The sequence below is a fragment of the Noviherbaspirillum humi genome (assembly GCF_900188095.1).
Classification (GTDB): Bacteria; Pseudomonadota; Gammaproteobacteria; order Burkholderiales; family Burkholderiaceae_D; genus Noviherbaspirillum; species Noviherbaspirillum humi.
Genome location: NZ_FZOT01000001.1, coordinates 233,833 through 256,289, shown reverse-complemented (window position 1 = coordinate 256,289; position 22,457 = coordinate 233,833). Strand labels below are relative to the sequence as shown.

General features: G+C 67.4%; 19 protein-coding genes. 10 read left to right on the top strand and 9 right to left on the bottom strand.

The window, feature by feature from the left end:
- Positions 1 to 12 precede the first annotated feature (12 nt).
- The 8 genes from CHB88_RS01245 to CHB88_RS01210 form a co-directional block, all read right to left on the bottom strand.
- Positions 13 to 1,587, bottom strand: a complete 1,575-nt coding sequence (locus tag CHB88_RS01245) for an aldehyde dehydrogenase (NADP(+)) (RefSeq protein ID WP_089397473.1) — start codon at positions 1,585 to 1,587, stop codon at positions 13 to 15.
- Positions 1,588 to 2,556: 969 nt separating this feature from the next.
- Positions 2,557 to 3,687 carry a porin gene (locus CHB88_RS01240; RefSeq protein ID WP_089397472.1) on the bottom strand — a complete coding sequence of 377 codons (1,131 nt, stop codon included), beginning with the start codon at positions 3,685 to 3,687 and terminating at the stop codon, positions 2,557 to 2,559.
- 241 nt (positions 3,688 to 3,928) lie between these two features.
- Positions 3,929 to 4,825 carry an aldose 1-epimerase gene (locus tag CHB88_RS01235; RefSeq protein WP_089397471.1) on the bottom strand — a complete coding sequence of 299 codons (897 nt, stop codon included), beginning with the start codon at positions 4,823 to 4,825 and terminating at the stop codon, positions 3,929 to 3,931.
- 37 nt (positions 4,826 to 4,862) lie between these two features.
- Positions 4,863 to 6,146, bottom strand: a complete 1,284-nt coding sequence (locus CHB88_RS01230; protein ID WP_089397470.1) for a TRAP transporter large permease — start codon at positions 6,144 to 6,146, stop codon at positions 4,863 to 4,865.
- Positions 6,137 to 6,628, bottom strand: coding sequence for a TRAP transporter small permease (locus tag CHB88_RS01225; RefSeq protein WP_089397469.1), 492 nt, complete (start codon positions 6,626 to 6,628; stop codon positions 6,137 to 6,139). Before CHB88_RS01225 ends, CHB88_RS01230 begins: the two co-directional genes overlap by 10 nt.
- Before the next feature lie 153 nt (positions 6,629 to 6,781).
- Complete coding sequence (locus CHB88_RS01220; RefSeq protein ID WP_089397468.1) at positions 6,782 to 7,765, bottom strand: TRAP transporter substrate-binding protein; 984 nt, start codon at positions 7,763 to 7,765, stop codon at positions 6,782 to 6,784.
- 39 nt (positions 7,766 to 7,804) lie between these two features.
- Positions 7,805 to 8,695, bottom strand: a complete 891-nt coding sequence (locus CHB88_RS01215) for an SMP-30/gluconolactonase/LRE family protein (protein ID WP_089397467.1) — start codon at positions 8,693 to 8,695, stop codon at positions 7,805 to 7,807.
- 9 nt (positions 8,696 to 8,704) lie between these two features.
- Complete coding sequence (locus CHB88_RS01210; RefSeq protein WP_089397466.1) at positions 8,705 to 9,499, bottom strand: NAD-dependent epimerase/dehydratase family protein; 795 nt, start codon at positions 9,497 to 9,499, stop codon at positions 8,705 to 8,707.
- Positions 9,500 to 9,945: 446 nt separating this feature from the next.
- On the opposite strand from CHB88_RS01210, the gene CHB88_RS01205 reads away from it, so the two are divergent.
- Both CHB88_RS01205 and CHB88_RS01200 read left to right on the top strand, forming a co-directional pair.
- Positions 9,946 to 10,938, top strand: a complete 993-nt coding sequence (locus CHB88_RS01205) for a LacI family DNA-binding transcriptional regulator (RefSeq protein ID WP_089397465.1) — start codon at positions 9,946 to 9,948, stop codon at positions 10,936 to 10,938.
- Between the two features lie 147 nt (positions 10,939 to 11,085).
- Positions 11,086 to 11,514, top strand: a complete 429-nt coding sequence (locus CHB88_RS01200; RefSeq protein WP_143131099.1) for a hypothetical protein — start codon at positions 11,086 to 11,088, stop codon at positions 11,512 to 11,514.
- 343 nt (positions 11,515 to 11,857) lie between these two features.
- On the opposite strand, the gene CHB88_RS01195 is transcribed toward CHB88_RS01200, so the two are convergent.
- Positions 11,858 to 12,634: an alpha/beta hydrolase gene (locus CHB88_RS01195; protein WP_089397463.1), complete on the bottom strand. Its 777-nt coding sequence runs from the start codon at positions 12,632 to 12,634 to the stop codon at positions 11,858 to 11,860.
- A 404-nt stretch (positions 12,635 to 13,038) separates the two neighbouring features.
- On the opposite strand from CHB88_RS01195, the gene epsF reads away from it, so the two are divergent.
- The 8 genes from epsF to CHB88_RS01155 are packed head-to-tail and all read left to right on the top strand — an operon-like array spanning position 13,039 to position 22,455.
- Entirely contained in the window at positions 13,039 to 14,442 is a 1,404-nt protein-coding gene (gene epsF, locus CHB88_RS01190) for a chain length determinant protein EpsF (protein ID WP_089397462.1), read from the top strand.
- A gap of 24 nt (positions 14,443 to 14,466) precedes the next feature.
- Positions 14,467 to 15,381 carry a cellulose synthase operon protein YhjQ/BcsQ gene (locus CHB88_RS01185; protein WP_089397461.1) on the top strand — a complete coding sequence of 305 codons (915 nt, stop codon included), beginning with the start codon at positions 14,467 to 14,469 and terminating at the stop codon, positions 15,379 to 15,381.
- 52 nt (positions 15,382 to 15,433) lie between these two features.
- On the top strand, positions 15,434 to 16,633 hold the full coding sequence (locus CHB88_RS01180) for an O-antigen ligase family protein (RefSeq protein ID WP_176442279.1): 1,200 nt from the start codon (positions 15,434 to 15,436) through the stop codon (positions 16,631 to 16,633).
- Positions 16,623 to 17,648, top strand: a complete 1,026-nt coding sequence (locus CHB88_RS01175; protein ID WP_089397459.1) for an acyltransferase family protein — start codon at positions 16,623 to 16,625, stop codon at positions 17,646 to 17,648. The genes CHB88_RS01180 and CHB88_RS01175 overlap by 11 nt, the downstream gene beginning before the upstream one ends.
- A 7-nt stretch (positions 17,649 to 17,655) precedes the next feature.
- Positions 17,656 to 18,129 carry an acyltransferase gene (locus tag CHB88_RS25785; protein ID WP_089397458.1) on the top strand — a complete coding sequence of 158 codons (474 nt, stop codon included), beginning with the start codon at positions 17,656 to 17,658 and terminating at the stop codon, positions 18,127 to 18,129.
- A 15-nt stretch (positions 18,130 to 18,144) separates the two neighbouring features.
- Positions 18,145 to 19,116 (top strand): glycosyltransferase family 2 protein, encoded by a 972-nt coding sequence (locus CHB88_RS01165; protein WP_143131096.1) that lies wholly within the window; start codon positions 18,145 to 18,147, stop codon positions 19,114 to 19,116.
- Complete coding sequence (locus CHB88_RS01160; RefSeq protein WP_089397456.1) at positions 19,094 to 20,545, top strand: oligosaccharide flippase family protein; 1,452 nt, start codon at positions 19,094 to 19,096, stop codon at positions 20,543 to 20,545. The genes CHB88_RS01165 and CHB88_RS01160 overlap by 23 nt, the downstream gene beginning before the upstream one ends.
- Positions 20,542 to 22,455: a heparinase II/III family protein gene (locus tag CHB88_RS01155; protein ID WP_089397455.1), complete on the top strand. Its 1,914-nt coding sequence runs from the start codon at positions 20,542 to 20,544 to the stop codon at positions 22,453 to 22,455. The genes CHB88_RS01160 and CHB88_RS01155 overlap by 4 nt, the downstream gene beginning before the upstream one ends.
- Positions 22,456 to 22,457: the final 2 nt, after the last annotated feature.

Genomic DNA, 22,457 nt, shown 5'->3' with positions numbered 1-22,457 from the left:
GCGGGCATCCCATCACGCCTTCCCAAGCACCCCATCCACCCGCCGCCACAAGCCAAGCGGATTGCCCGGCTTGATCGCCTCCGGCAGCAGAGCTTCCGGCAGGTCCTGGTAGCAGACCGGCCGCAGGAAGCGGCGGATCGCCAGCGTGCCGACCGAGGTGGCGCGCGGATCCGAAGTTGCCGGGAAGGGGCCGCCGTGCACCATCGCGTGGCACACCTCCACGCCGGTCGGATAGCCGTTCACCAAGATGCGGCCGGCCTTGCGTTCCAGCGCCGGCAGCAGGGCGCGGGCGGCGTCGGCATCGGCGTCGTCCATTTGCAGCGTGGCGGTGAGCTGGCCTTCCAGTTGTTCCGCCACGTCCCGCATGTCCTGCAGCGAGCGGCACAGGATGACCAGGGAAGCGGCGCCGAACACTTCTTCCTGCATGCTGGCGTCGGCCAGGAAGTCGGCGGCGCGAGTGATGAACAGGGCGCCCTGGCAGGCATGCCTGGTTGCACCCTGCTGGCCGCGCGCGACTTCTTTCACTTTTCCGTTGGCGGCGAGATGGGCCACGCCGCGCTCATAGGCGGCATGGATGCCGGGGGTGAGCATGGTCGCGCCGACGTTTTCTTTCAGGGCCTTGGCGGCCGAGGCGAGGAAGGCATCGGCATCCGGGCCTTCCAATGCCAGCACGATGCCGGGATTGGTGCAGAACTGTCCCGCCCCCATCGTAAGCGAGGCGATGAAGTTCCTGCCGATGGACTTGGCGCGGGCGGCGAGGGCGGCCGGCAGCAGGAAGACCGGGTTGATGCTGCTCATCTCGGCGAAGACCGGGATCGGTTCGCGCCGCGCCGCCGCCGCATGCACCAGCGCCATGCCGCCGGCGCGCGAGCCGGTGAAGCCGACCGACTTGATGCGCCAGTCGGTCACCAGGTCGACCGCCGCGCCGCGCTCGGCGAACAGCAGCGAGAACACGCCTTGCGGCAGGCCGCAGGCGCGCACCGCGTCCTGGATGGCGCGGCCGACCAGCTCCGACGTGCCGGGATGGGCGGAATGGGCCTTCACCACCACCGGACAGCCGGCGGCCAGCGCCGAGGCGGTATCGCCGCCGGCAACCGAGAAGGCCAACGGGAAATTGGAGGCGCCGAATACGGCGACCGGGCCGACGGCGATGTGACGCTGGCGCAGGTCCGAGCGCGGCAGCGGCTGGCGTTGCGGTTGGGCCGGATCGATGCGAGCGTCGAGCCAGCTGCCTTCGCGCACTTCCTGGGCGAACAGGCGCAGCTGGCCGACGGTGCGGCCGCGCTCGCCTTCGAGGCGCGCGCGCGGCAAACCGGTTTCCGCCATCGCACGCTCGATCAGGGCGTCGCCGATGTCGGCGATGTTCGAGGCGATCTTTTCCAGGAAGGCGGCGCGCTGTTCGAGGCCGGTTTCGCGGTAGGTGTCGAACGCGGCCCAGGCGAGGGCGCAGGCGTGTTCGACTTCGGCCTTGCCGGCCAGGCCGAAGGCGGGTTCGAGGGTATCGCCGGTGGCGGGGTTAATGCCGCGTACCTGGCCGTTCTGGCCGGGGAGGGATTGGGAGCCGATGAGCAGGTGGCCGGTTAGCATGGGGTTCTCCTTAGTGGTTGAGATGAGCGTAGCGAGGGGCGTAGCAGGGGTTTCGCGAAGCACTGCTTCGCGCCTGCGGAGCCGGTCAGGCTTGCAAGCCTGACCGTGGGTGGTTCAAAGTCTGACTTCCTATTCTCCCCCTTGAATGCGCGGAGCCGGTCAGGCTTGCAAGCCTGACCGTGGGTGGTTCAAAGTCTGACTTCCTATCCTCTCTCCTTGACTGCGCGGAGCCGGTCAGGCTTGCAAGCCTGACCGTGGGTGGTTCAAAGTCTGACTTCCTATCCTCTCCCCTTGAATGCGCGGAGCCGGTCAAGCTTGCAAGCCTGGCCGTGTAGTGGTCGCGCAGAAAAGGAAGTCCCCTCCCCCTCAGGGGGAGGGTTAGGGTGAGGGTGGGTTTCCTGCGCGACTAAAAAACATTTTTTAAGCGCTAAAGAAACCCATCCCCACCTGTGAATGCACTTGCAAGCGCATTTGTGGGTGAGGGTGGGTTTCTCTTGCACTTCAAGGACAATCTTTAAGCGCGACGGAAACCCATCCCCACCCACAGCAGCGCTTGCAAGCGCTGCTGGCTGCGCAGGCGCGGAGCAATACTCCGCGAAACCCCTGCTACGCCCCTAACCCTTCCCTTGAAAGGGAGGGGATTTTCTTTATGGAGTAAAGGGAGCGAACTCTCTCTATTCTTTACGTTACCAAAGCCGAATCAAACAACATCGGCGCATCCTGCAGCTTTCACTGCCTTAACCAGGCCTTGTTCCTGCCACTAGCAACATCAACCAGGAACTAAAACAGCGCCGGCCCCACTTCCTCGACGCCGGTGCCGCCACTCGCCATCCCACCAGCGTTGATGTCCAACAGATCGCCCCACGCCGCTCAACCTTGATGCACGACTCTCGACAATCAAATTAAAAAAGACCGGGACGGAAGCCGCCCCGGTCCAAGACCTCGGAGGAAGTCAGGAGACGAAAGGCATCAGAAGCGGTGCAGCACGCCAGCCTGCACGCCGGTCAGGTTGCGGCCGTTGACATCGGCGCCGGCGAGGTTGGCCGACGGGCCGGCCGAGCCGCCGAAGCGGAAGCCGGCGTTCTCGTCGTTCTTCAAATAGTTGACGAAGCCGTACAGCGTGGTGCGCTTGGACAGGTCGTAGAAGGCGCCGACGTTGCCGCCCTTGGCCCCGGCATTGCCGCCGGACTGATCCTTGATCACGCCATACAGCGCGCCGACGCGCAGCTGGGCATTGACGCGGTAATCGGCCGATACCTGGTAGATGTTGAAGAAGCGGCGCGCATTCGGATCGGTGCCGGCGAAGTAGTTGTTCGGCGTGGAGATGTTGCTCAGGATGGCGGCGGCGGTCAGGCCGTTGCTGCTGGCGGTGACGTTGTTGCTGCGCGCATAGGTCGCATACACCTTGCCCTGGCCGTAGTCATAGGTGCCGTACAGGTTGTGGTACTGGATCTTGTTGGTCACCGTGCCGGCCGGCGCCGGGTTGGCCGCCAGGCCGGCATAACCGGCGCGGTACGGGCCGTTGGTGTAGTCCAGCGCCAGCTGGTACACCGCCTGCGAGCCGACGCTCTGGCCGGCGGTTTCGGTCAGCGCATAGTGGATGGCGCCCTGCAGGCCGCCGATGCGCGGCGTGCGGTAGGAAATGTCATTGTCGTAGCGCGACGGCACGCCGAAGTTGTTGATGACGGAACCGAAGGTGGTGCGCTCGGTATAGTCGATCGCGGCGCCGATGGCCTGGATCTCGGTGTTCTGGCGGCCGATGCGGAATTCGCCGTAGGGCGTGTTCAAGCCGACCCAGGCCTGGCGGTCGAACAGGCGCGCGCTGTCGGCGAAGGTGCCGGAATCGGCGGCGAAGCCGTTCTCCAGCCAGAACTTGGCTTCGTAGCCGTTGCCCAGCGTTTCCACGCCGCGGAAGCCGATGCGGCTGCGCAGCAGCGAGCCGTCGTTCAGGCCAATGATCTTGTTGCCGCTGTTGCTCTTGATATAGCCCAGGTATTGGTCCACGCTGCCGTAGATGGTGATGTTGCTTTGCGCCTGGGCGCTGGTAACACCGGTGGCGCAGGTAGCCAGCACGGCCAGCGCGACGATCTTCTTGTTCATGACATCTCCCATGATTGATTAATAGGTCCTTGCCTCTTCGGCGAGGACGTTTTTCCCTCGAATGCATCGTTGTCCGCCTCGCTTGACGGCGAAGCCGACCCGGTCGATGCGCCGGATTTCGTTGCCCGCCGGGTCGTCACCCGGTGGGCAGGTCCTACATGCGTCCGCACGAAGCATGCTTGACGCCTGATTAAACGTTTAACTTCATGGGCGCCATGCGGGCGCGGTTTTGTTCGACGGCTTAGAGCCGGTCCAGCGTGATGCTCATGCTGAAGCCGAGCGACTCGCCCGGCGCCAGTATCCGCATGCCCGTATCGGCATGGCCGCGTGCTGCCAGGTTGATGCCGTCATTCACATGCGAGACCGGCTCCAGCGCGATGAAGCCGTCCACATCGGGCCGGCGAAACACCACCAGCTTCGACAAAGGCTCGCCGGCATTCAGCGTGACCCGGCGCCTGCTGGCTGGATGCATCAGCTGCGCCGTGCCGCTCCAGCCGTCGAAGCAGTTATCGATCGCTACGCCTTCCAGCGCGCGGGCGGCGCCGAAGTGCCAATCGCCCCGCGCCGCCACCGCCTGCTGCGGCAGCATGTCCTCATCGTTCAGCCAGACGCGCTCTGCATCGAAGCGCAGCGTGGTGCCGGCGCCGGTGGCGAAGAACGGATGCCAGCCGCCGCCGGCCGGAAAGGCTTCCTTGCCGCTGTTGAACAGCGTGGCGCTGACGCTGAAGCGGTTTCCCTCGAGCCGGAACACCTGCTCGGCCTCATAGCGAAACGGCCAGTGCTCGTCGCCCGCATGCCGCAGTTCCAGCGTCAGCGCATCTGCCTGCTTTTCCCGCGCCGTCCAGGCCGACATCCAGCCATTGCCGTGGAAGCTGTGCGGCGCATCCGGCCGGTTGGCCGCCAGCGTCAGTGTCCGCCCGCCGAACTGCATGCGCCGGAAGCCCATGCGGTTCGAGTACGGCAGCAGCGGAAAGCAGCCGAACTGGCGCACGTTGCCGGCGGCGATGTCGGCCTCGGCGGTCGGGCGCAGCAGCGCAAAGCCGGTGCCGCGCTCCGCCAGGCTGGCGATGGCCGCGCCGTGGCGCGGCGCGATATCCGCTTTCAGCACGTCGGACTGCAGTCGGATGAGGTCGCTCATGAACGCGCGGCTGGCTGCGGCAAGCTGATCGCCATCCTTACTTCAGGAACAGGTTCGGCAGCCACATCGAGAACGAGGGCACGAAAGTCACCAGCAGCAAGGCGGCGATCAGCGCGCCGTAGAACGGCCAGATGGTGCGCATGACCTGGCCCACGGTGACGTTGCCGATGGCGCAGCCGACGAACTGGGTGGTGCCCACCGGCGGCGTGTTCAGGCCGAGCGCGCAGTTGATCAGCATGAGCATGCCGAACTGCACCGGATGCATGCCGAACTTCATCGCGATCGGCAGGAAGATCGGGGTGCAGATCAGGATGGTGCTGGCCATGTCCATGAAGGTGCCGAGGATGAACAGGATCAGGTTGATCATCAGGAAGATGACCCACGGGCTGCTGGAGATCGACGACAGGAGTTCGCCGGTCAGCTCCGCCACTTCGTACAGGCTGATCAGGTGCTGGAACACCGCCGAGATGCCGATCAGCAGCAGCACCACGCCGGTGGTCTTCACCGCCTTGGCCGCCGACTTCATCAGGTGTTCCCAGGTCATCGTCTTGTAGACGAAGAAGGTGAGCAGCAGCGCGTAGCCGACGGCGACCGACGCCGCCTCGGTGGCGGTGAAGATGCCGGACAGGATGCCGGCGAGGATGATGACCGCGATCATCAGGCCCGGGACGGCGGCGATGAAGGAGCTCAGCACCGCCGACCAGCCGGGGAACTGCCCCGCGGGATAACCGCGCTTGACGGCCACCAGGTAGGCGGCGGCCAGCATGCAGGCCATCAGCACCAGGGACGGCACCACGCCGGCCATGATGAGGGACGAGATGGAAGCGGCGCCGCCGGCGGCGAAGGCGTAGATCACCATGTTGTGGCTGGTCGGCATCAGGGCGCCGACCAGGGCCGCGTGGGTAGTGACGTTGACCGCATAGTCGGCGTGATAGCCCTCTTTCTTCATCATCGGGATCATCACCGCGCCCATGGCCGAGACGTCCGCCACCGGCGAGCCGGAGACGCCGCCGAACAGGGTGCAGGACACCACGTTCGACATGCCTAGGCCGCCGCGGATGTGGCCGACGATGCTCTTGGCGAAGTTGACGATGCGCTCGGCCACGCCGCCGTACAGCATCAGTTCGCCGGCGAAGATGAAGAACGGGATCGCGAGGAAGGAGAAGATGTTCATGCCCGAGACCATGCGCTGGAACAGCACGGCCATCGGCATGCCTTCCACCAGCAGGGCGGCTGCGGAGGAGAGGCCGATCGCGAACGCGACCGGCACGCCGAGCACCAGGAAGCCGGTGAAGCTGAGAACGAGAATTGTCAGTGCCATGATGGTTCCACTTCCTTGCCGGTGAAGATTGCGATGATGTGCTCGATGCAGAAGGAGATGATGAGCGCGCCGGCGATGACGACGGCGGTGTAGTTGACGCTTTCCGGCAGGCCGAGCGTCGGGATCTTGTAGTTCTTCACCGAGTAGCCGAGGACGGCGCCGTACCAGACCATCAGCCCGCCGAACAGGCCGACCAGGCAGTGGATCAGGATTTCGAATTTGCTGCGCAGCTTCTCCGGCAGCAGGATCAGGATGGACTCCATGCCGATGTGGCCGGCGTCGCGCACGCCGGCGGCGGCGCCGAACATGGTGACGTAGATCACCAGCACCAGCGCGGTGCTCTCGGCCCAGGTCGGTGTGTCATTGAGCACGTAGCGGCCGAAGACCTGCCACAGCACGACCAGGATGATGCCAAAGAGCGCGGCCACCGCGGTGAACATGCACAGGCGGGACAGCAGGGCGTTGATTCGAGTGAGGGCCATGGGCTTGTGAGTTTCTGTCCGCGCCATGGGGGCGGTTTCTGCGCTTGCGTAAGACATGATTTCTCCGATGTCTCCAGGGTGCGGGGGCGCGGCCTGCGCGTCCCCGCACTGCGGGTGGTTCGCGGCCGCGGATGGCCGCTGCTTATCCGGTCGTTACTTGATCTTCTGGATCTTGGCAACCAGGTCCTTCTGCATCGGGTCGGTGATGAACTTGTCGTACACCGGCTTCATGGCATTGGAGAAGGCTTGCTTGTCGACGTCGGAGACGATCTGCACGCCGGCGGCGGTGACCACCTGGCGGGACTTGGCTTCACGTTCGTCCCACAGCTTGCGCATGACGGGCACCGATTCCTTGGCGGCCTTGCGGATCAGCTGCTGGTCTTCCTTGGAGAGGCCATCCCAGACCTTCTTCGAAAATACCAGCACTTCCGGCGCGAGCGAATGGTCGGTCAGGCTGTAGTACTTGGCGGCCTCGTAGTGGCGCGAGGATTCGTAGGAAGGCCAGTTGTTTTCCGCGCCGTCGACCAGGCCGGTCTTGAGGGCGGTGTAGACCTCGGCGAAGGGCATCGGCGTGGCGTTGGCGCCCAGCGCCTGCATCATGGCGACCCACATCTCGGATTGCTGCACGCGGATCTTCAGGCCCTTCATGTCGGCCAGGGTACGGATCGGCTTCTTGGTGGTGTAGAAGGAGCGCGCGCCGCTGTCGTAGAAGGCGAGGCCGATGAAGCCTTCCTTCTCCAGCGCCGCCAGGATCTCGTCGCCGACCGGGCCGTCCAGCGCGGCGCGCATGTGCTCGGTGGAGCGGAACAGGAAGGGCAGGGACGGCACGGCCATGGCCGGCGACACCGCATGCAGGGCGGCGATGTTGATGCGCGCCATGTCGAGCGCGCCGATCTTCACCTGCTCCAGCGTATCCTTCTCGGACCCCATGGAGCTGTTGGCGAACACCTTGATGCCGAGGCGGCCCTTGGTCTGCTCGGCGAGGGACTTGCCGAGCTGGGTCACCGCCTTCACGGTCGGGTAGTCGTTCGGGTGCACGTCGGCGGAACGGAAGTCCTTGGCATGGGCGGCCAGCGGCGCGGCGATGAAGGCCGCTGCCAGCGCGGGTGCGGCGATCCAGTTGAAGCGAAGTTTCATGCGTCTCTCCTCTGAGGGATATTGGTATGTTGTGTGGTGTTAGGAAGCAAACGGATGCTCGGGCAAGCCCTTGACACCCGGGTCGAACGAAAATACGCCGCCCGCCAGCGGCTGCTCGGCCTCGACCGAGGCGTCGCCGGGACGGATGGAAGTCACGAACAGGGTGCCCATATCCGGGCCGCCGAAGGCGCACATCGCCGGCTTCTTCACCGGCAGCGGCACGCTGCGGTCGAGCCGGCCTTGCGGCGTGAAGCGGTGAACCATACCCGCATCGTTGCCGCAAATCCAGTAGCAGCCGTCGGCATCCACCGCCGCGCCGTCCGGGCGTCCCGGATGCTGGCGCATGTCGACGAACAGGCGGCGGTTGCTGATGGCGCCGTCGGTGGTGTCGTAGTCGAAGGCCCAGATCGTCTGCACCGTCGGATGCGAGTCGGACAGGTACAGGGTGCGGCCGTCCGGCGACCAGGCCATGCCGTTGGGGACGATGAAGCCGTCGAGCTGTTGCTGCAGGCCGCGGGCATCAAGGCGGTACACGGCGCCGGCGACGCGCGCCAGGCCCATGTCGAGATGCATGGTGCCGGCCCAGAAGCGACCCTGGCGGTCGCAGCGGCCGTCATTGAAGCGCATTGGCCTGTCGGCATGCGCCACCTGCGCCAGGCGCTGCGCCGACATACTGCCGTCATCGCCCAGCTGCAGCTTGAAGATGCCGCTTTCCATGCCGGCGACGAGACCGCCGGATGCCGCCGGAGCGATGCAGCCGATCATCTCGTCGGCCTGCCAGGTGGCGATGCCGCCGTCGGGACGCCAGCGGTGCACCCGGCGCGCCGGGATGTCGACCCAGAACAGGCTGTTCGAGGCGGCATCCCAGAACGGGCTTTCGCCGACGCCGTTGCGGGCGTCGCTCACCAGGTTGATGGAGGGGAAGACCATGGCCGGACCTCAGTTGTCGAACGGTCCGGCGACGACGAAGCGCCCGCCCTGGTAGATCATCAGCGGATCGTCCTCGGCCACCGGCGGCTGCTGCTCGATGGCGGCGCGGAAGGGTTCCGAGCTGTCCTTCGGCGTGAAGCCGAGATGGGCGGCCTTGCTGTTGTCCCACCAGACGTCGCGGTTGGCGGACATGCCGTAGATGACGGTGTGGCCGACCTCCGGCTTGAACAGCGCGCAGCGCATCAGTTCGGTGAAGTCGGCATAGCTCATGTAGGAGGCGAGCATGCGGCGGTCCTTCGGCTCCGGCATGCAGGAACCGATGCGTACGCATACCGTCTCGATGCCGTAGCGGTCGAAGTACATGCGCGACAGCAGTTCGCCGAAGCCCTTGGACACGCCATAGAGGGTGTCGGGCCGCATCGGCACCTCGGTATCGAGGACTTCATCCTGGCGGTAGAAGCCGACCACATGGTTGGAGCTGGCGAAGACGATGCGCTTGACGCCATGGCGGCGCGCCGCCTGGTACAGATTGAACAAGCCGATGATGTTGGCGTTGAGGATGGGTTCGAACTTGTCTTCCACCGAAATGCCGCCGAGATGGACGATGGCATCCACGCCCTGCACCAGTTCATTCACCGCGGCGGCATCGCCGAGGTCGCATTGGAAAACTTCTTCATGTTCCGCGCCGCTTCCGAGCCCTTGTATGTCGGAAACGCGCAAGGTCTTCGCAAAGCCGGCGAGCTCGCGCCGCATCACCTTGCCCAGACCGCCGGCAGCGCCGGTCAATAGGAGTCTGTTCAACATCCTTGTCCTGTCGTTCTCACTCTGATTATCCCGTTGCGGCCTGTAGCCGGAACCGGGGGATTCGCCTCGAGGGCGCTCTTTTCTCCGCGCGCCCGTCCTACGGGCGGCGGCTGTTTTCTTCGATTTGCGGCTCGCCGAAAATTTAGGAAAACGTTTAACTGAATTATGCCAGCACATTTCCGGAGAATGCAACAAGAAATTTGCAGCACCTGTCGCTCGGCTGAAAAGTGCTTGTGCAGCAAGAGCAATCACGCTTCGCCGGGCAAGTTGAGTAGAATGCAGGAAAGTAAAACGTTTTCCGCGATTGACCGCCTTGCGGTTCCGGCTTCGGGCCGGGGGTCCATTCAAGCCCCGTGAAGCCGGCGCCGTTCCCGGCCACGTAAAATGACGCTTTGCGCTCACCGCGCCCACACTTGCCGAGCCTCGGCGAAAGACCGAGCCAGACCATGAAGAAGACCGCTCCCACCCTGCACGACGTGGCCAAGGCCGCCGGCGTGTCTATCGCCACCGTGTCCAAGTACCTGAACGGCACCCAGCGCTTTTCGCCGGCGGTGGAAGCCAACATCGACGCCACGGTGAAAACCCTCGGCTACCGCTCCAACGAACTGGCGCGCTCCATGATCACCGGCGCCACCAAGACCATCGGCGTGGCCATCCTCGACATCAACAACCCGCACTTCACCTCGGTGGTGAAGGGCGCCAACCGCGTGGCGATCGACAACGGCTATACCCTGCTGCTGGTCGATACCGAGGAAAACCAGGGCCGCGAGATGCAGCTGCTGGATGCGCTGAGCCGCCGCGTGGACGGCATGATCATCAGCTCGCGCATGCCGGAGTCGGACATCAAGACGGTGGTGGACTTCGGCAAGCCAATCGTGTTCTTCGGCCGCCTCGAATCGCTGCGCCTGCCGACGGTCGGCAGCGACGTCTACCGCGGCGCCTACATGCTGACCCAGCATCTGGTGACGCAAGGCCACCGGCACATCGCCTACCTCGGCTTCTCGAAATCGCGCTGGGACGCGGAGCGCCTGCGCGGCATGCTGGACTGCCTGCAGCAGCACGACCTGCCGCTGGCGCGCTTCGATGCCCAGCTGCCCTTCGCCTCGGAAGGCGAGCGCATGTGTTCCTTCGTCATGCTGGGCCGGGAAAGGCCGGATGCGCTCATCTGCTACAACGACCTGATGGCGATCGGCTTCATGAAGGAGGCGCAGGCGCTCGGCTTCCAGATTCCGCAGGACCTGTCGGTGGCCGGCTTCGACAACATCCAGTACGGCGAATACGTCTCGCCGTCGCTGACCTCGGTGGACTTGAAGAGCCAGCACATGGGCGAGGTGGCGATGCGCAAGATGCTCGACACCCTGGCTGGCAAGGAAACCGACCACTACACCATGCTGGAGCCGCAGGTGGTGCTGCGGCAGTCGACCATGAAGCGGCAGTAAGTCCGCCCAACCGCGCCGCCGCCTTGTGACGACGAGGCGGCGCCTGTCACCGTTCCACTACACCCGACCGACGCAAACGCCGATACCCGCCGCCGCAGGGCTGCAAGATACTGGTCTCATGCCATTTGCCGCATGAGCGGCGCTTCCATGACCATGATCACCGAAGATCCCGAATTCCTGCGCGCCGTGCTGCGCGACCTGATGCGCGACGTCGTCGGCATGCGCGCGCCGCGCGCCGACGACGCCGACACGGATCATCCCGGCAGCGCTGGCACACCCGGCTTGCCCTGTCTGATCGCGCTGCTGTCGTCGCTGGCTGAACCGGCGCCGGAACAGGCCGCATCAGGCCAGCGCCCGCAAGGCGATGACATAGATGATCGCTCCGCCGAGGAAGCCATAGGCGGCGATGTCGACCTCGTCGTCGGGATCGGCGCTCTGGCTGAGGAAAAGGGACAACACCGAGACGATCAGTCCGTTGAGAAGCATCAGGCAGCCCGATATGGCCTGCCGCGGCGTGGGCAGCATTTCGCCGGCTTCAAGGCCGAGCATCAGAAAAATATCCATGACCACAGGTAGAAGAGGGTTCGTCACGGCGCGGCCCTGTACTGCAGCTCCTGCCGCACCGTTACGGCTCGAATCGTGAATCCGGCAAGGCTTCGCGCGCGAACGGTCGCCCGGCTGCGGCTCGTCGGCCTTGCCAGGCTCACTGCGTACGGATGAGGCGATCACCGGTCTTGTGCTTTTAATAACGTCCAACCCGTATCTAGTCCCAAAGCGGACCGGCGCGGCTTGTGCGGTCGCAAAATGAACGTGGACGCTGCCGGCGCATGGCCGCGCCGCTTGTGCGCCATCAAGCGACCCTGGCGGATCGACCGGTGAACGGCGTGGAATCGTTTGAAGGATGCCGCCGGCGGCGCTGTCAACGTTCGCCCAGCAGCGCGCCGAACAGGCTGTCCCACTGCGCCGGGACGATGTGCGCGAGCCACGTGTTGTGGTTGGCTTCCGCCACTTCCAGATAGGCGGCGTGGGGCAGGGCTCGCGCCAGCGCGCGGGCATGCTCGACCGGGATGACGCCGTCGCGGCCGGCGCCGAGGATGACCAGCCTGCCGCCGTAGCCGGTCAGCGCCTCGGCAGAGTCCAGGCGCTGGTGCAGCAGCCAGTCCACCGGCAGGTGCCCAGCCTTTTCCCGCGCCAGGGCGGCGAGGGATGACCACGGCGTGACGAGCAGCGCGCCGGCCACCTGGTCCGGATGCGACCGGATCACCTGGGCCGCGACGCCGGCGCCGAGCGACTCGCCGACGACAAAGACCGGCCCGGGCCAGCGCCGCAGCGCCAGCATGAAATCCGCCTGTGCGGCCTCGAGGATCGGATTGATGCCGGCGCTGCCCTCGCGCCTGCCGAAGCCGGGATACTCGACCAGCACCACCCGCAGGCCGCGCCCGGCGAGCTGCTTCGCCAGCGGCAGGCGGTGATCGACGTGTCCCGCATTGCCGTGGAAGAGCACCGCCGTGCCGCGCGCCGGACCGGACGCTTCCAGCACCTTGCCGAGATAGCGCCCCTGTTCCAGCCAGGGCTGCAGCTCCGCCGGTTCGGCCATCGCCTGCCAGGAAGGCAGCCTGAAGTCCGGCTGCAGGATGAGGCGATCCTGACCGAGATAGAGACCGGCGACGACGAGCAGCGGAACGAGCAGCAGCATCCGGGTTAAGTCATGGGTGTATGAAGGGGTCAAGCTACTGTATCGCAGCGCGCCACGCCAGGGAATGGTCGAAACGGTTCACTGCATCCGCGCGAGGCGATTACATCATTGACTAGCCTTCGATTCCCCCTCGCCATACATTGAGCGATATCCATCCCGCCCCGCTTTTTTCCGCTTCCGCCTTGCCTGCAACACGACTTCTGCATTCCGCCTTTACGTACTCGCACTGACCGCTTGCCGAACCTCAATCGCCGTCGGATTTGCGCGTTCAGACGCCGCGCCTGCCGTACTACAGTAGCCCGCGACGACACAGTCATGAAGCGGAGCGCACCGGCTGCTTCGCAATCCCGCCGGACCGGCAAGCAGGTCCTTCCAGGCACTGAACAAACAGACAAGGCGATGGCATGACGCTTCTCCAAGTATTCGTGATCCTGCGCGCGCGCATGCGCCTGCTGCTCAAGGCCATGCTGGCGACGGTGTTCGCCGCGCTGCTGATCAGCCTGCTCTTCCCGAACATCTACAAGGCCGGCACCAGCCTGGTGCTGAACTACAAGGGCATCGACCCGGTCTCCGGCACCGCCATGGCGCCCCAGCTCATGCCCGGCTACATGGCCACCCAGATCGACGTCATCAAGAGCAAGAACGTGGCGCTGCGCGTGGTGGATGCGCTGCGCCTGGCAGACCGGCCGTCCTTTCAGGAGGACTACCGCAGCGATACCGGCGGCCGCGGCGATATCCGCGACTGGATCGCCGAGCGCCTGCTGGAAAAGGTGAAGGTGGTGCCGGGACGTGACAGCAGCGTGATCGACATCATCTACCGCAGCCGCGACGCGGATTTCGCCGCCGATGTCGCCAACGCCTTCGCCACCCAGTACCTGGAGACCCTGGTCCAGCTCACCACCGATCCGCTGAAGGGCGTCTCCAGCTACTTCACTTCGCAGATCAGCGTGCTGCGCGAGGCGCTGGAAGCGGCGCAGAACAAGCTGTCGGCCTATCAGCAGGAAGCCGGCATCGTCGATGCCGACAGCCAGATGGATGTGGAAACCATGCGCCTGAACGATCTCTCCAGCCAGCTGGTGCAGGTGCAGGGCCAGCTCCAGGAAGCGAGGTCGCGCCAGCGCCAGGCGGCGGCGCGGGGCGGGGAGAATTCACCGGAAGTCATCGCCAATCCGCTGATCCAGAATCTGAAGACCCAGCTGGCGCAGGCCGATGCCAAGCTGGCCCAGTTGTCCGGCAGGCTGGAGCCGGCACATCCGGCGTACGAGGGCGCGCAGCTCGAAGCCGACAAGCTGCGCGCCGAACTGCAGCGCCATGTGCGGGCCAGCCTGGACAGCCTGGCGATCAATTCCCGCGTCATCGAACAGCGCGAACGCGACCTGAAGGCGGCGGTGGAAGCGCAGAAGGCGCGGGTGCTCGAGCTGGGCCGGGCGCGCGACCGGCTCACGCTGCTGGCCAAGGATGCCGGCAGCGCGCGCGATGCCTATGACGCGGCGGTAGCCCGCTTCAACAAGGTCAACCTGGAAGGGCATGCCAACCAGCCGGACGTCACCGTGCTCAATCCCTCGACGCCGCCGATCGATCCCTGGTTCCCGCGCCTCGGCCTGAACATGATGCTGGCGCCGCTGATCGGCCTGATGATCGGCATCGCGCTGGCCCTGGCGCTGGAATGGATGCGGCCGAGGCTGCGCACCCTGGACGACCTCGGCATGGTGCTCGACGGCGTGGTGATCGACGAGATCGACTGGACGCCGCAGCGGCCGCCACGCCGGCTGCTGCCGGCTATCGCCTCCCGGCCGGCGTTGCGCTGATCATTCACTACCGCAAAGAACAGCATGAAGAAATCCTCCGTCATCCATGTCGCCTCCCCCGACGACGATCTGCCGGCAACGGCCGCCGCCATCAATCCGGCCGAGGCCGCGCCGCGTCCGAAGCTGGGCCAGCTGCTGCTGGAAGCCGGCAAGCTGCGCGCGATCGACATCGAGCGCGTGCTGCAATTGCAGGTCGTCTCGCGCCTGGCCTTCGGCGAGGCGGCGGTGCAGCTGCAGCTGGTGGCGCCGGAAGATGTGGAACACATGCTGGCGCGGCAGTTCGGCTGCCCGCAACTGTTGCCGGGCGAGGGCGGCTATGCCAGCGAGCTGGTGTCGGCCTATGCGCCGCTCGGGCCGCAGGCGGAAGCGCTCACCCGCTTTGCCACCTGCCTGACGCAGCGCTGGTTTGCCGGCGGCCGGCGCGAATTGGCGCTGTGCGGCATCGAGCCCGGCAGCGGCGCCAGCCTGCTCGCGGCCAATCTGGCGGTGATATTCGCCCGCCGCGGAGCGCGCACGCTGCTGGTGGATGCCGACCTGCGCGCGCCGTGCCAGCACCGCATCTTCAATCTGGCGCAGCGGCGCGGGCTGGCGGATGCGATCGGCCTGCGCGGCGACGACGACATCGCTTGCGAACTGCCGGAGCTGCCGGGCCTGTCGGTGATCGCCGCCGGCAACCGCCCGCCCAATCCGCAGCAATTGCTGGCGCGTCCCGCCTTCGGCCAGCTGATGGAGGATTGCGTGCGCCGGTTCGACGTTGTGCTGTACGACACGCCAGCCTTCACCAGCGCCGCCGACATCTTCGCCGTCGCCGCCCGCGCAGGCGGCGTGGTCCTGGTGGCGCGGCGCGATGCGACGCCGGCGGCCGAACTGCGCCGGGCGGCGGACTATCTCGGCCGCGCCAACGCGAGCGTCGTCGCCGCCATGCTGAACCGTTTCTGAATCCGACAATGCCGCCACGCCTCGTGCCGGCTTGCCCAGCCAGGAGATGAGTTTGCCGCACCTACCCGCCAGCCATGCCGGTCGATTGCCGGGCGCCGCCGTCGCGCAGGGCGGCGCCGCTTTCCGTCTGTTCTGGGGAATCGGGCTGCTGGCCCTGGTACTTAATCTCGGCCAGGTGTTCAACCTCGGCAATATCAACGCCATCGAAAAACTGCTGCTGCTGATCGCCGCACTGGCCTATCTGCGCCATAAGCCGATCGCGCCGGCGGCGGCGTGGGGCGTGGCGCTCATTCTGCTGGCGGTGCTGGTGCCGGGAGCGCTGACCAGCTTTCCCGCCTTCACCTGGGAACGGGTGCTGCTGGCGCTGCTGGCCTTGCTGGCCCTGCTGGGCTTTCTGCTGGCGCCGCCGACGCCATCCGAGCGCAGCCTGATGCTGGTTTCCATCGCCTGGCTGCCGGCGCTGGTGCTGGGCTATGGGCTGCTGCTCAACGTGAGCATCGGCCGGCCGCTGTTCATGGTCGACCATACCGGCTCCACCCGCCTCGGCGGCGCCACCTTCCCCGCTTTCCTCGCCGCCGCCTGCTATGCCTCGGCGATCGCCTCGGCCCTGCTGTATGCGCAGCGGCGCCATCCGCTGTACCTGATGCTGGCGGCATCTTCGCTGGCGGTATGCACGCTCTCCGGCACGCGCATGCCCACCGCCTGCGCCACCGCTAGCACCGCGCTGATCCTGCTGTTCGCTATGCGCCACGCCGGCGCCCGGCTGGCCCTGATGGCCGGCGGACTGCTCATCGGCTCCGTGTTCCTGCTTACCGCCGGCGACCAGATCCTGCGCCGCATCCAGTCGGGCAGCAGCAGCGGACGCGACCAGATCTGGTCGGCGTTGGCGCGCTGGTCCGACCTCTATCCCTACACCGGCATCGGCTTCGGCGGCCACAGCTTCGTCATCCCTTACGCCATCTCGCGCCAGACCAGCACTTCAGCCGCCCACAACGAATACTTGCGGCTGCTGGTGGAACTGGGCTATCCAGGCGAAGCGGTCTTCCTTGCCGGGCTGCTGCTGATCTTCGTGGCCGCGTTGCGCGCCCCCGGCGCCGCCGGCCGCTGCTGCTGCCTCGCGGTGCTGGCGCTGTATTTCCTCTACGCCGCCACCGACAACGTGCTGTATCTCAGCTATACCCTGTTCATTCCGCTGGCGCTGAGCCTGGGTTCGCCCTTTCTCGGCGCGCAAGGAGACGGCCGTGCAGCCTGACGCGCCGGCTTTCGTCCGCCCGGCACCGTCCGGCCGCGCCATGCTGGACGCGGCGCAGCAGCTCAAGGGCCTGGGCATCATGCTGGTGGTGGCGGCCCATCTGGTGAAATACCAGACGCTGGGCGAGCCGCTCTGGTACAGCGTGTTCAAGTTCAAGGTCTACCTGTTCCACATGCCGCTGCTGATGTTCGTCAGCGGCTATCTGTTCTTCCACACCGGCGCCCATGAGAATCAGGGAAAGGATCTCCGGCATTACCTGCGGCGGCGCGCCAACCGGCTGCTGGTGCCGTTCTTCGCGATTGCCTTCATCAGCCTGGCGGCGAAGCTGCTGCTGCGCTCGCGCCTGTATGTGGACGAGGCGCCGGCCGGCTGGAAAGAGGCGCTGCTGTCGCTGCTCGTCAATACCGAGCAGAGCCCGGTGCAGACGGTCTGGTTCCTGCTGGCGCTGTTCGTGTTCTGCTGCGTCACGCCGGCGCTGTACCGCCGCCTGGAAAACAACCGCCTGCTGCTGCTGGTCTTCGCCGCCTGCCTGTATCCCCTGCCCGTGCCGGACATCGCCTTCGCCAACCGCCTCACCGGCTTCTATCTTTTCTTCGCCGCCGGCGCCGTGGCCCAGTCCTGGCGCTATCTGGAGCTGCCCTCCGCGCGCCATGCGCTGCCGCTGATGCTGCTGTTCCTGACGTTGCTGGCCCTGCCGTTCAACCGCCTGGTCGGCCTGCCGGTATGCGGGCTGCTGGCCTGCCTGGCGCTGCCGCGCCTGCTGCCGCTGCTCGGCGCGATGGCGCTGCGGCTGCTGGCCTTCTGCGGCCGCCACTCGATGGCGATCTACCTGCTCAACGTCATGGCCGTGGGCGTGGCCAAGGCGGCGTTCTTGCGGGTGGCTGCCTATCAACCGTGGCAGTTCGTGCCGCTGCTGCTGGTCACCTTTACCGCCGGCCTGTTCGGGCCGGTGCTGGTCAAGTGGCTGCTCGGCCTCTCGCCGCGCACCTGCATCCTCCACCGTTACCTGAGCTGAGGCTGGCATGCGACTCCGATTTGCCCATCTTTCCCTGCTGCGCCGCCTGCTGGTCGAAGCCAAGCGCCAATGCTACGTGCGGCTGTTCGGCATGGACCTGCATCCGAGCTGCGAATTCTCGCTCTCGACCCGCTTCGACAAGACCAATCCGCGCGGCGTGCATGTCGGCGCCCACAGCTATCTCGCCTTCGACGCGGCGCTGCTGACCCACGACTTGACGCGCGGCGTGCGCCTGCATACCCGCGTCGGCCGCAACTGCTTCATCGGCGCCCGCAGCATCCTGCTGCCGGGCGTGCAGATCGGCGACGGCGCCATCGTCGGCGCCGGCTCGGTGGTCACCCGCGACGTGCCGCCGGGCTGCGTCGTTGCCGGCAACCCGGCCCGCATCCTGCGGCGCGGCATCGAGGTCGGCCGCTATGGCCGCATGCGGGATGCCGACCGGGTGCAGGCGCGCCACGTGGCCGAACACGGACTGGACTGAGCCATGAGCCAAGCCATGCCATTTTCCCCAACCCTGCCTTCGGCCCGACGCTGCGATGCGGTGCTGTTCACCACCTGCGACCTCGGCTCCGGCCGGCTGGACGATCTGCAGCGGCTGCTGGCCAGCGTGCGCCGGGCGGTGACGGAGGACGGGCTGTCGATCATCCACTACGTGCTGCTGCAGCGCGCCGCCGACGGCGTGCCGCCGCCGCTGCTGGGCGATGACTGGCATGCGCCGCGCTTCATGACGGCGGCGGCACGCCTGCCCCTGTCCCGGGCGCGCAACCTGATGCTGGCGCAGGCGCTGCGCGACAAGGCGCTGCAGCACGCCGCCTGGGTCGCCTTCCCGGATGACGATGCCTGGTATCCGCCGCAGCTGCTGCTCGAACTCAGCCTGCTGTTCGCCTGCCATCCGCACGTCGACCTCATCACCTGCCGCTACGGCAGCGCGCCGCTGGACCTGAGCCCGCTCGGCGCCGATCCTGCCTTCCGACCGGCGGAAAGCCGCGGCGAAATGGTGCGCCGGGTCTCTTCCAACACCCTGATGCTGCGCGCCTCGGCGGCGCTGCGCACCGGCTTCTTCGACGAGCGGCTGGGACTGGGCGCGGCCATCAACGGCGGCGAGGATCTCGATTATGCGCTGCGCAGCGACGGCTGCCGGCCGGAACGGGCGCTGATCAGCGATGAAATCCTGGTCGGCCACCGCGACCGCCTTGCCTGGGTGCGCTCGCGTTACTACGCCGGCAGCCTGTTCGCGCTCGCCCGCGCCGCCCGCCGCCAGCCCATGATGGCCGGCCAGGCGGCGCGCAAGCTGCTGGTCGGGCTCGCCCTGCTGGCCGGCCGCGAACTCGGCTGGCGCGAATGGCGCAGCGGGCTGCGCGCCGGGTGGCTGGGCTGGCGCCTGCCGGACCCGGGAACCGCGTTCACCCTGGAGGCGGAACCGCACTTGGTCGAAGGAATGCACCATGGCGCCGCCGACCAGTCCTAGCATGACCGCCAGCGTGCTTTGGTCCTTGTGCCGCACCTGGGGCGGCCGGCTGGCCGGCTTCGTCATCTATTTCCAGCTGGCGCGGCTGCTGACGCCGGCGGAAATGGGCCTGTTCTCCGCCGCCTTCGCGCTGCTGGTGCTGAGCGACATCGTGGCCGACCAGGGCATGGTGCAGGCGGTGGTGCAGCGGCGCGAGGTCGGGCCGGCGCAGCTGTCGGCGGTGCTGCTGGCCAATGGGATCACCGGCGCGGCGCTGGCGGTGCTGCTGTGGCTGGCCGGCGGCCCGGTCGAGCGCTGGATGGCGCTGCCGGGACTGGCGCCCGTGCTGCAAGCCGCCGGCCTGACGCTGCTGTTTTCCGCCGGGGGCTACAGCCAGGAAGCCTGGGCCCGGCGCGAGCTGCGCTTCCGCCTGCTGGCGCTGCGTACCCTGGTCTCCACCATCGCCAGCGGCGCCCTCGGCGTGGCGCTGGCGGCGATGGGATACGGCGTGTGGGCGCTGGTGGCGCAGCTGCTGCTGGCCGCCGTCCTGAACCTGCTGTTGTTGTGGACCAGCGCCGACCGGCATCGCCTCGCGCGGCCCGACTGGACGGCGCTTCCCGGCCTGTTCCGCTTCGGCTCCCGCGTCACCGGCATGCGCCTGCTGGAATATGGCGGCACCCGCGGCGTGGAGCTGCTGATCGCCGCCAAGCTCGGCGCCGCCGCCCTGGGCCTGTATGCGGTCGGCACCAAGATCCACTACATTTGCCTGCAATTGCTCGGCGCGGCGCTGGTGGACGTCGCGCAGTCCGGCTTCGCCCGCCTGGCGGCCGAGCCGGCCCGGCTGCGCCAGAGCTATCTCGACGCCGTCGGCCATGTGGCGCTGGCGGCGACGCCGGCCTGGATCGTCCTGGCGGCGGCGGCGCCGGAAGCGTGCGCCATCGCCTTCGGTCCCGGATGGGCCGACAGCGCGGCGGTACTGACGCCGTTCGCACTGCTTGGCGCGCTGCAGGTGCTGCAGCAGTTCGACACGGCGGCGCTGAACGCCGCCGGCCGCCCCGGCAGTTCGATGCTGCTCGGCGGCGTCCGCGCCGCCGTCGCCCTGGCCTGCGTGCTGGCCGTCCACGACCGGGGCCTGGCGGCGGTTGCCTGGACCTATGCGGTTTCACAGGCGCTGCTGACGCCGCTGAGCCTGTGGCGGGTGCGGCGGGTGATCGGCGCCGAGCCTGTCGACTGGCTGCGCCAGGTCTGGCCGCCGCTGCTGGCGGCGCTGGCAGCCTGGAGCGCCGGCAGCGCATGGCGCGCCTGGGAAGCCATGGCGGCATGGCCGGCGCCGGCACGGCTGTTCTGCCTGGGCGCGATATCGATCGGCGTCTACGGGCTGGTGCTGGCGGCGGTGGCGCGGCCGCGCATCGGCGCCCTAGTGCAGGCTGCCCGGGCGAGGCAGCCATGAGCCTGAAGCGTTCACTTCCCGCCTTGCTGCTGCCGGCCTTGCTGAGCATGCCCGCAAATGCCGAGCCGGCGCTGCGCCAGCCCCATGAGCAATGGGAGGCGGCGCGGCGCAAGGTGGCGCAGGACGAGGACTGGCGCCGCTGGCTGCAGCGGGAGCGGGAAGCGCTGGCCGCATGGATGGCCGCACCGCGCGACAGCGAGGACTGGAGCGCCGGCTGGATCCATGACTTCCAGGATGCGCGCACCGGGGCCTTCAGCGCCTGGACGCCGGCCACCGACTGCAATGCCGCCGCGCCGCGCGAATCGCGCAGCTGGCGCGGCTGCCTCGCCCTGCAGCGCCAGCACCACATGCGCATGCTGCGCGCGGCCGCGCGACTGGCCACCCTGACCGGCGAACGGCGCCATGCCGAATGGGCGGGCCGGCAGCTCGACTTGTATGCGCGCCTTTACGAGCGGCGCGCCGCCGGCAGGGCGCCGGATGCGCCGGTGCTGTTCGCCCAGCTGCTCGACGAAGCCACCATGATGCCGCTGCTGGCCGACACCGTGCGGCTGCTGCGGCCGATGGCGGATGCGCAGCAGCCGCGCCGCTGGTGCGACAGCCTGCTGCTGCCGATGGCGCGCCGGCTGGCGGCGGCGCAGAAGGAGGTGCACAACATCGCCGTCTGGCATAGCGCCGCCGTCGCCATCGCCGGCATGGAGTGCGGCCAGGAAGAGGCCATGGATCAGGCGCTGCGCGGACCCTGGTCGCTGTCGCGCCTGCTGCAGCAGGGCATGTCGGACGATGGCTTCTGGTTCGAGCTGTCGCTGAGCTACCAGTACTACGTGGCGCAGGCGCTGAACGAGGCGCTGCTGGCGGCGGCGCTGCGCGGCAGGCTGGCGGAATTCGCGCCGCTGGCCCCGGCGCTGCGCGGCCTCTTTCTCAGCCCGTTCACGGTGCAGTTCGACGGCGGCGACACGCCGCTGATCAACGATGCCAACAACACCCTGCGCCTGCCCGACGACACCATGACGCGCGCCGTGCGGCGGCTGCTGCCGACGGCGGCCGGGGTGCGGCTGGCGCTGGCCCAGCCGGACTGGGACCTGCTGCTCGACCCGCCCGATGCGCAGCGGGTCGGGCTGGATCCACTGCCTGAAGCGAAGCAGCTGGCGACGCACGAAGCGCCGGGGCTGAAGTCGCTTTACCTGCGCAGCGGCGAGTGGCAGGCGCTGCTGCGCATCGGCCAGGGCGCGCGCTTCCACGCCCATCAGGATGGCTTGACCGTGGAGCTCAAGCATGGCGATACCTGGCTGCTGCGCAATTCCGCCACGCCGGCCTATGGCTCCGAGCTGCACCGCCTGTTCTACAAGCTGGCGGCGGCCAAGAACACGCCGCTGGTCAACTATCAGGGCACCAGCAACTGGTTCGCCGCGGCGGCAGAGTCCAGCGCCGGCGCGCAGGCCATCGACGCCAGCTACAAATCCTTCCAGTATGGCGTGAAGGTGCGGCGGCGCCTCGCCGTGCGCGAGGGCGCGCTGGAAGACCGCCTCGAATTCAACCCTGCCTCGCCGGCGGCAAACGCCGCCGGCACCAGCGTCGGCATGGTGTATCACAGCGACTGCATGGCGTCCGATGCGCCCGCCGCGGCCGTCGATCCGGCGCCGCTGCCCGCTGCGCCGGGGTTTTCCTATCTGACGCCCAGCCGCTCCTGGCCGCCGGACCGGTCGTGGCAGGTTCGGCTCGACTGCGCCGGCAAGCCGTTCTCGCTGCGCCTGTCCGGCTCGGAAGCCTTCCAGGTAACGCTGGCCACCGCGCCGGCGCTGAAGCCGCCGCGCCAGCGCACCGCCCTGATCGTCGCCATGGCCGCCGCGCCCGGCGCCTGGCTTGCGGCCAGTTTTGCGCCGCTATCGCCTCGCAAGGAGACCGCCCGATGAGA

Excerpts from the sequence above, each read along its gene's own strand:
- CHB88_RS01245 (WP_089397473.1), bottom strand. The coding sequence starts at position 1,587 with ATGCTAACCGGCCACCTGCTCATCGGCTCCCAATCCCTCCCCGGCCAG.
- CHB88_RS01240 (WP_089397472.1), bottom strand. The coding sequence starts at position 3,687 with ATGAACAAGAAGATCGTCGCGCTGGCCGTGCTGGCTACCTGCGCCACC.
- CHB88_RS01235 (WP_089397471.1), bottom strand. The coding sequence starts at position 4,825 with ATGAGCGACCTCATCCGACTGCAGTCCGACGTGCTGAAAGCGGATATC.
- CHB88_RS01230 (WP_089397470.1), bottom strand. The coding sequence starts at position 6,146 with ATGGCACTGACAATTCTCGTTCTCAGCTTCACCGGCTTCCTGGTGCTC.
- CHB88_RS01225 (WP_089397469.1), bottom strand. The coding sequence starts at position 6,628 with ATGGCCCTCACTCGAATCAACGCCCTGCTGTCCCGCCTGTGCATGTTC.
- CHB88_RS01220 (WP_089397468.1), bottom strand. The coding sequence starts at position 7,765 with ATGAAACTTCGCTTCAACTGGATCGCCGCACCCGCGCTGGCAGCGGCC.
- CHB88_RS01215 (WP_089397467.1), bottom strand. The coding sequence starts at position 8,695 with ATGGTCTTCCCCTCCATCAACCTGGTGAGCGACGCCCGCAACGGCGTC.
- CHB88_RS01210 (WP_089397466.1), bottom strand. The coding sequence starts at position 9,499 with ATGTTGAACAGACTCCTATTGACCGGCGCTGCCGGCGGTCTGGGCAAG.
- CHB88_RS01205 (WP_089397465.1), top strand. The coding sequence starts at position 9,946 with ATGAAGAAGACCGCTCCCACCCTGCACGACGTGGCCAAGGCCGCCGGC.
- CHB88_RS01200 (WP_143131099.1), top strand. The coding sequence starts at position 11,086 with ATGACCATGATCACCGAAGATCCCGAATTCCTGCGCGCCGTGCTGCGC.
- CHB88_RS01195 (WP_089397463.1), bottom strand. The coding sequence starts at position 12,634 with ATGCTGCTGCTCGTTCCGCTGCTCGTCGTCGCCGGTCTCTATCTCGGT.
- epsF (WP_089397462.1), top strand. The coding sequence starts at position 13,039 with ATGACGCTTCTCCAAGTATTCGTGATCCTGCGCGCGCGCATGCGCCTG.
- CHB88_RS01185 (WP_089397461.1), top strand. The coding sequence starts at position 14,467 with ATGAAGAAATCCTCCGTCATCCATGTCGCCTCCCCCGACGACGATCTG.
- CHB88_RS25785 (WP_089397458.1), top strand. The coding sequence starts at position 17,656 with ATGCGACTCCGATTTGCCCATCTTTCCCTGCTGCGCCGCCTGCTGGTC.
- CHB88_RS01165 (WP_143131096.1), top strand. The coding sequence starts at position 18,145 with ATGCCATTTTCCCCAACCCTGCCTTCGGCCCGACGCTGCGATGCGGTG.
- CHB88_RS01160 (WP_089397456.1), top strand. The coding sequence starts at position 19,094 with ATGGCGCCGCCGACCAGTCCTAGCATGACCGCCAGCGTGCTTTGGTCC.
- CHB88_RS01155 (WP_089397455.1), top strand. The coding sequence starts at position 20,542 with ATGAGCCTGAAGCGTTCACTTCCCGCCTTGCTGCTGCCGGCCTTGCTG.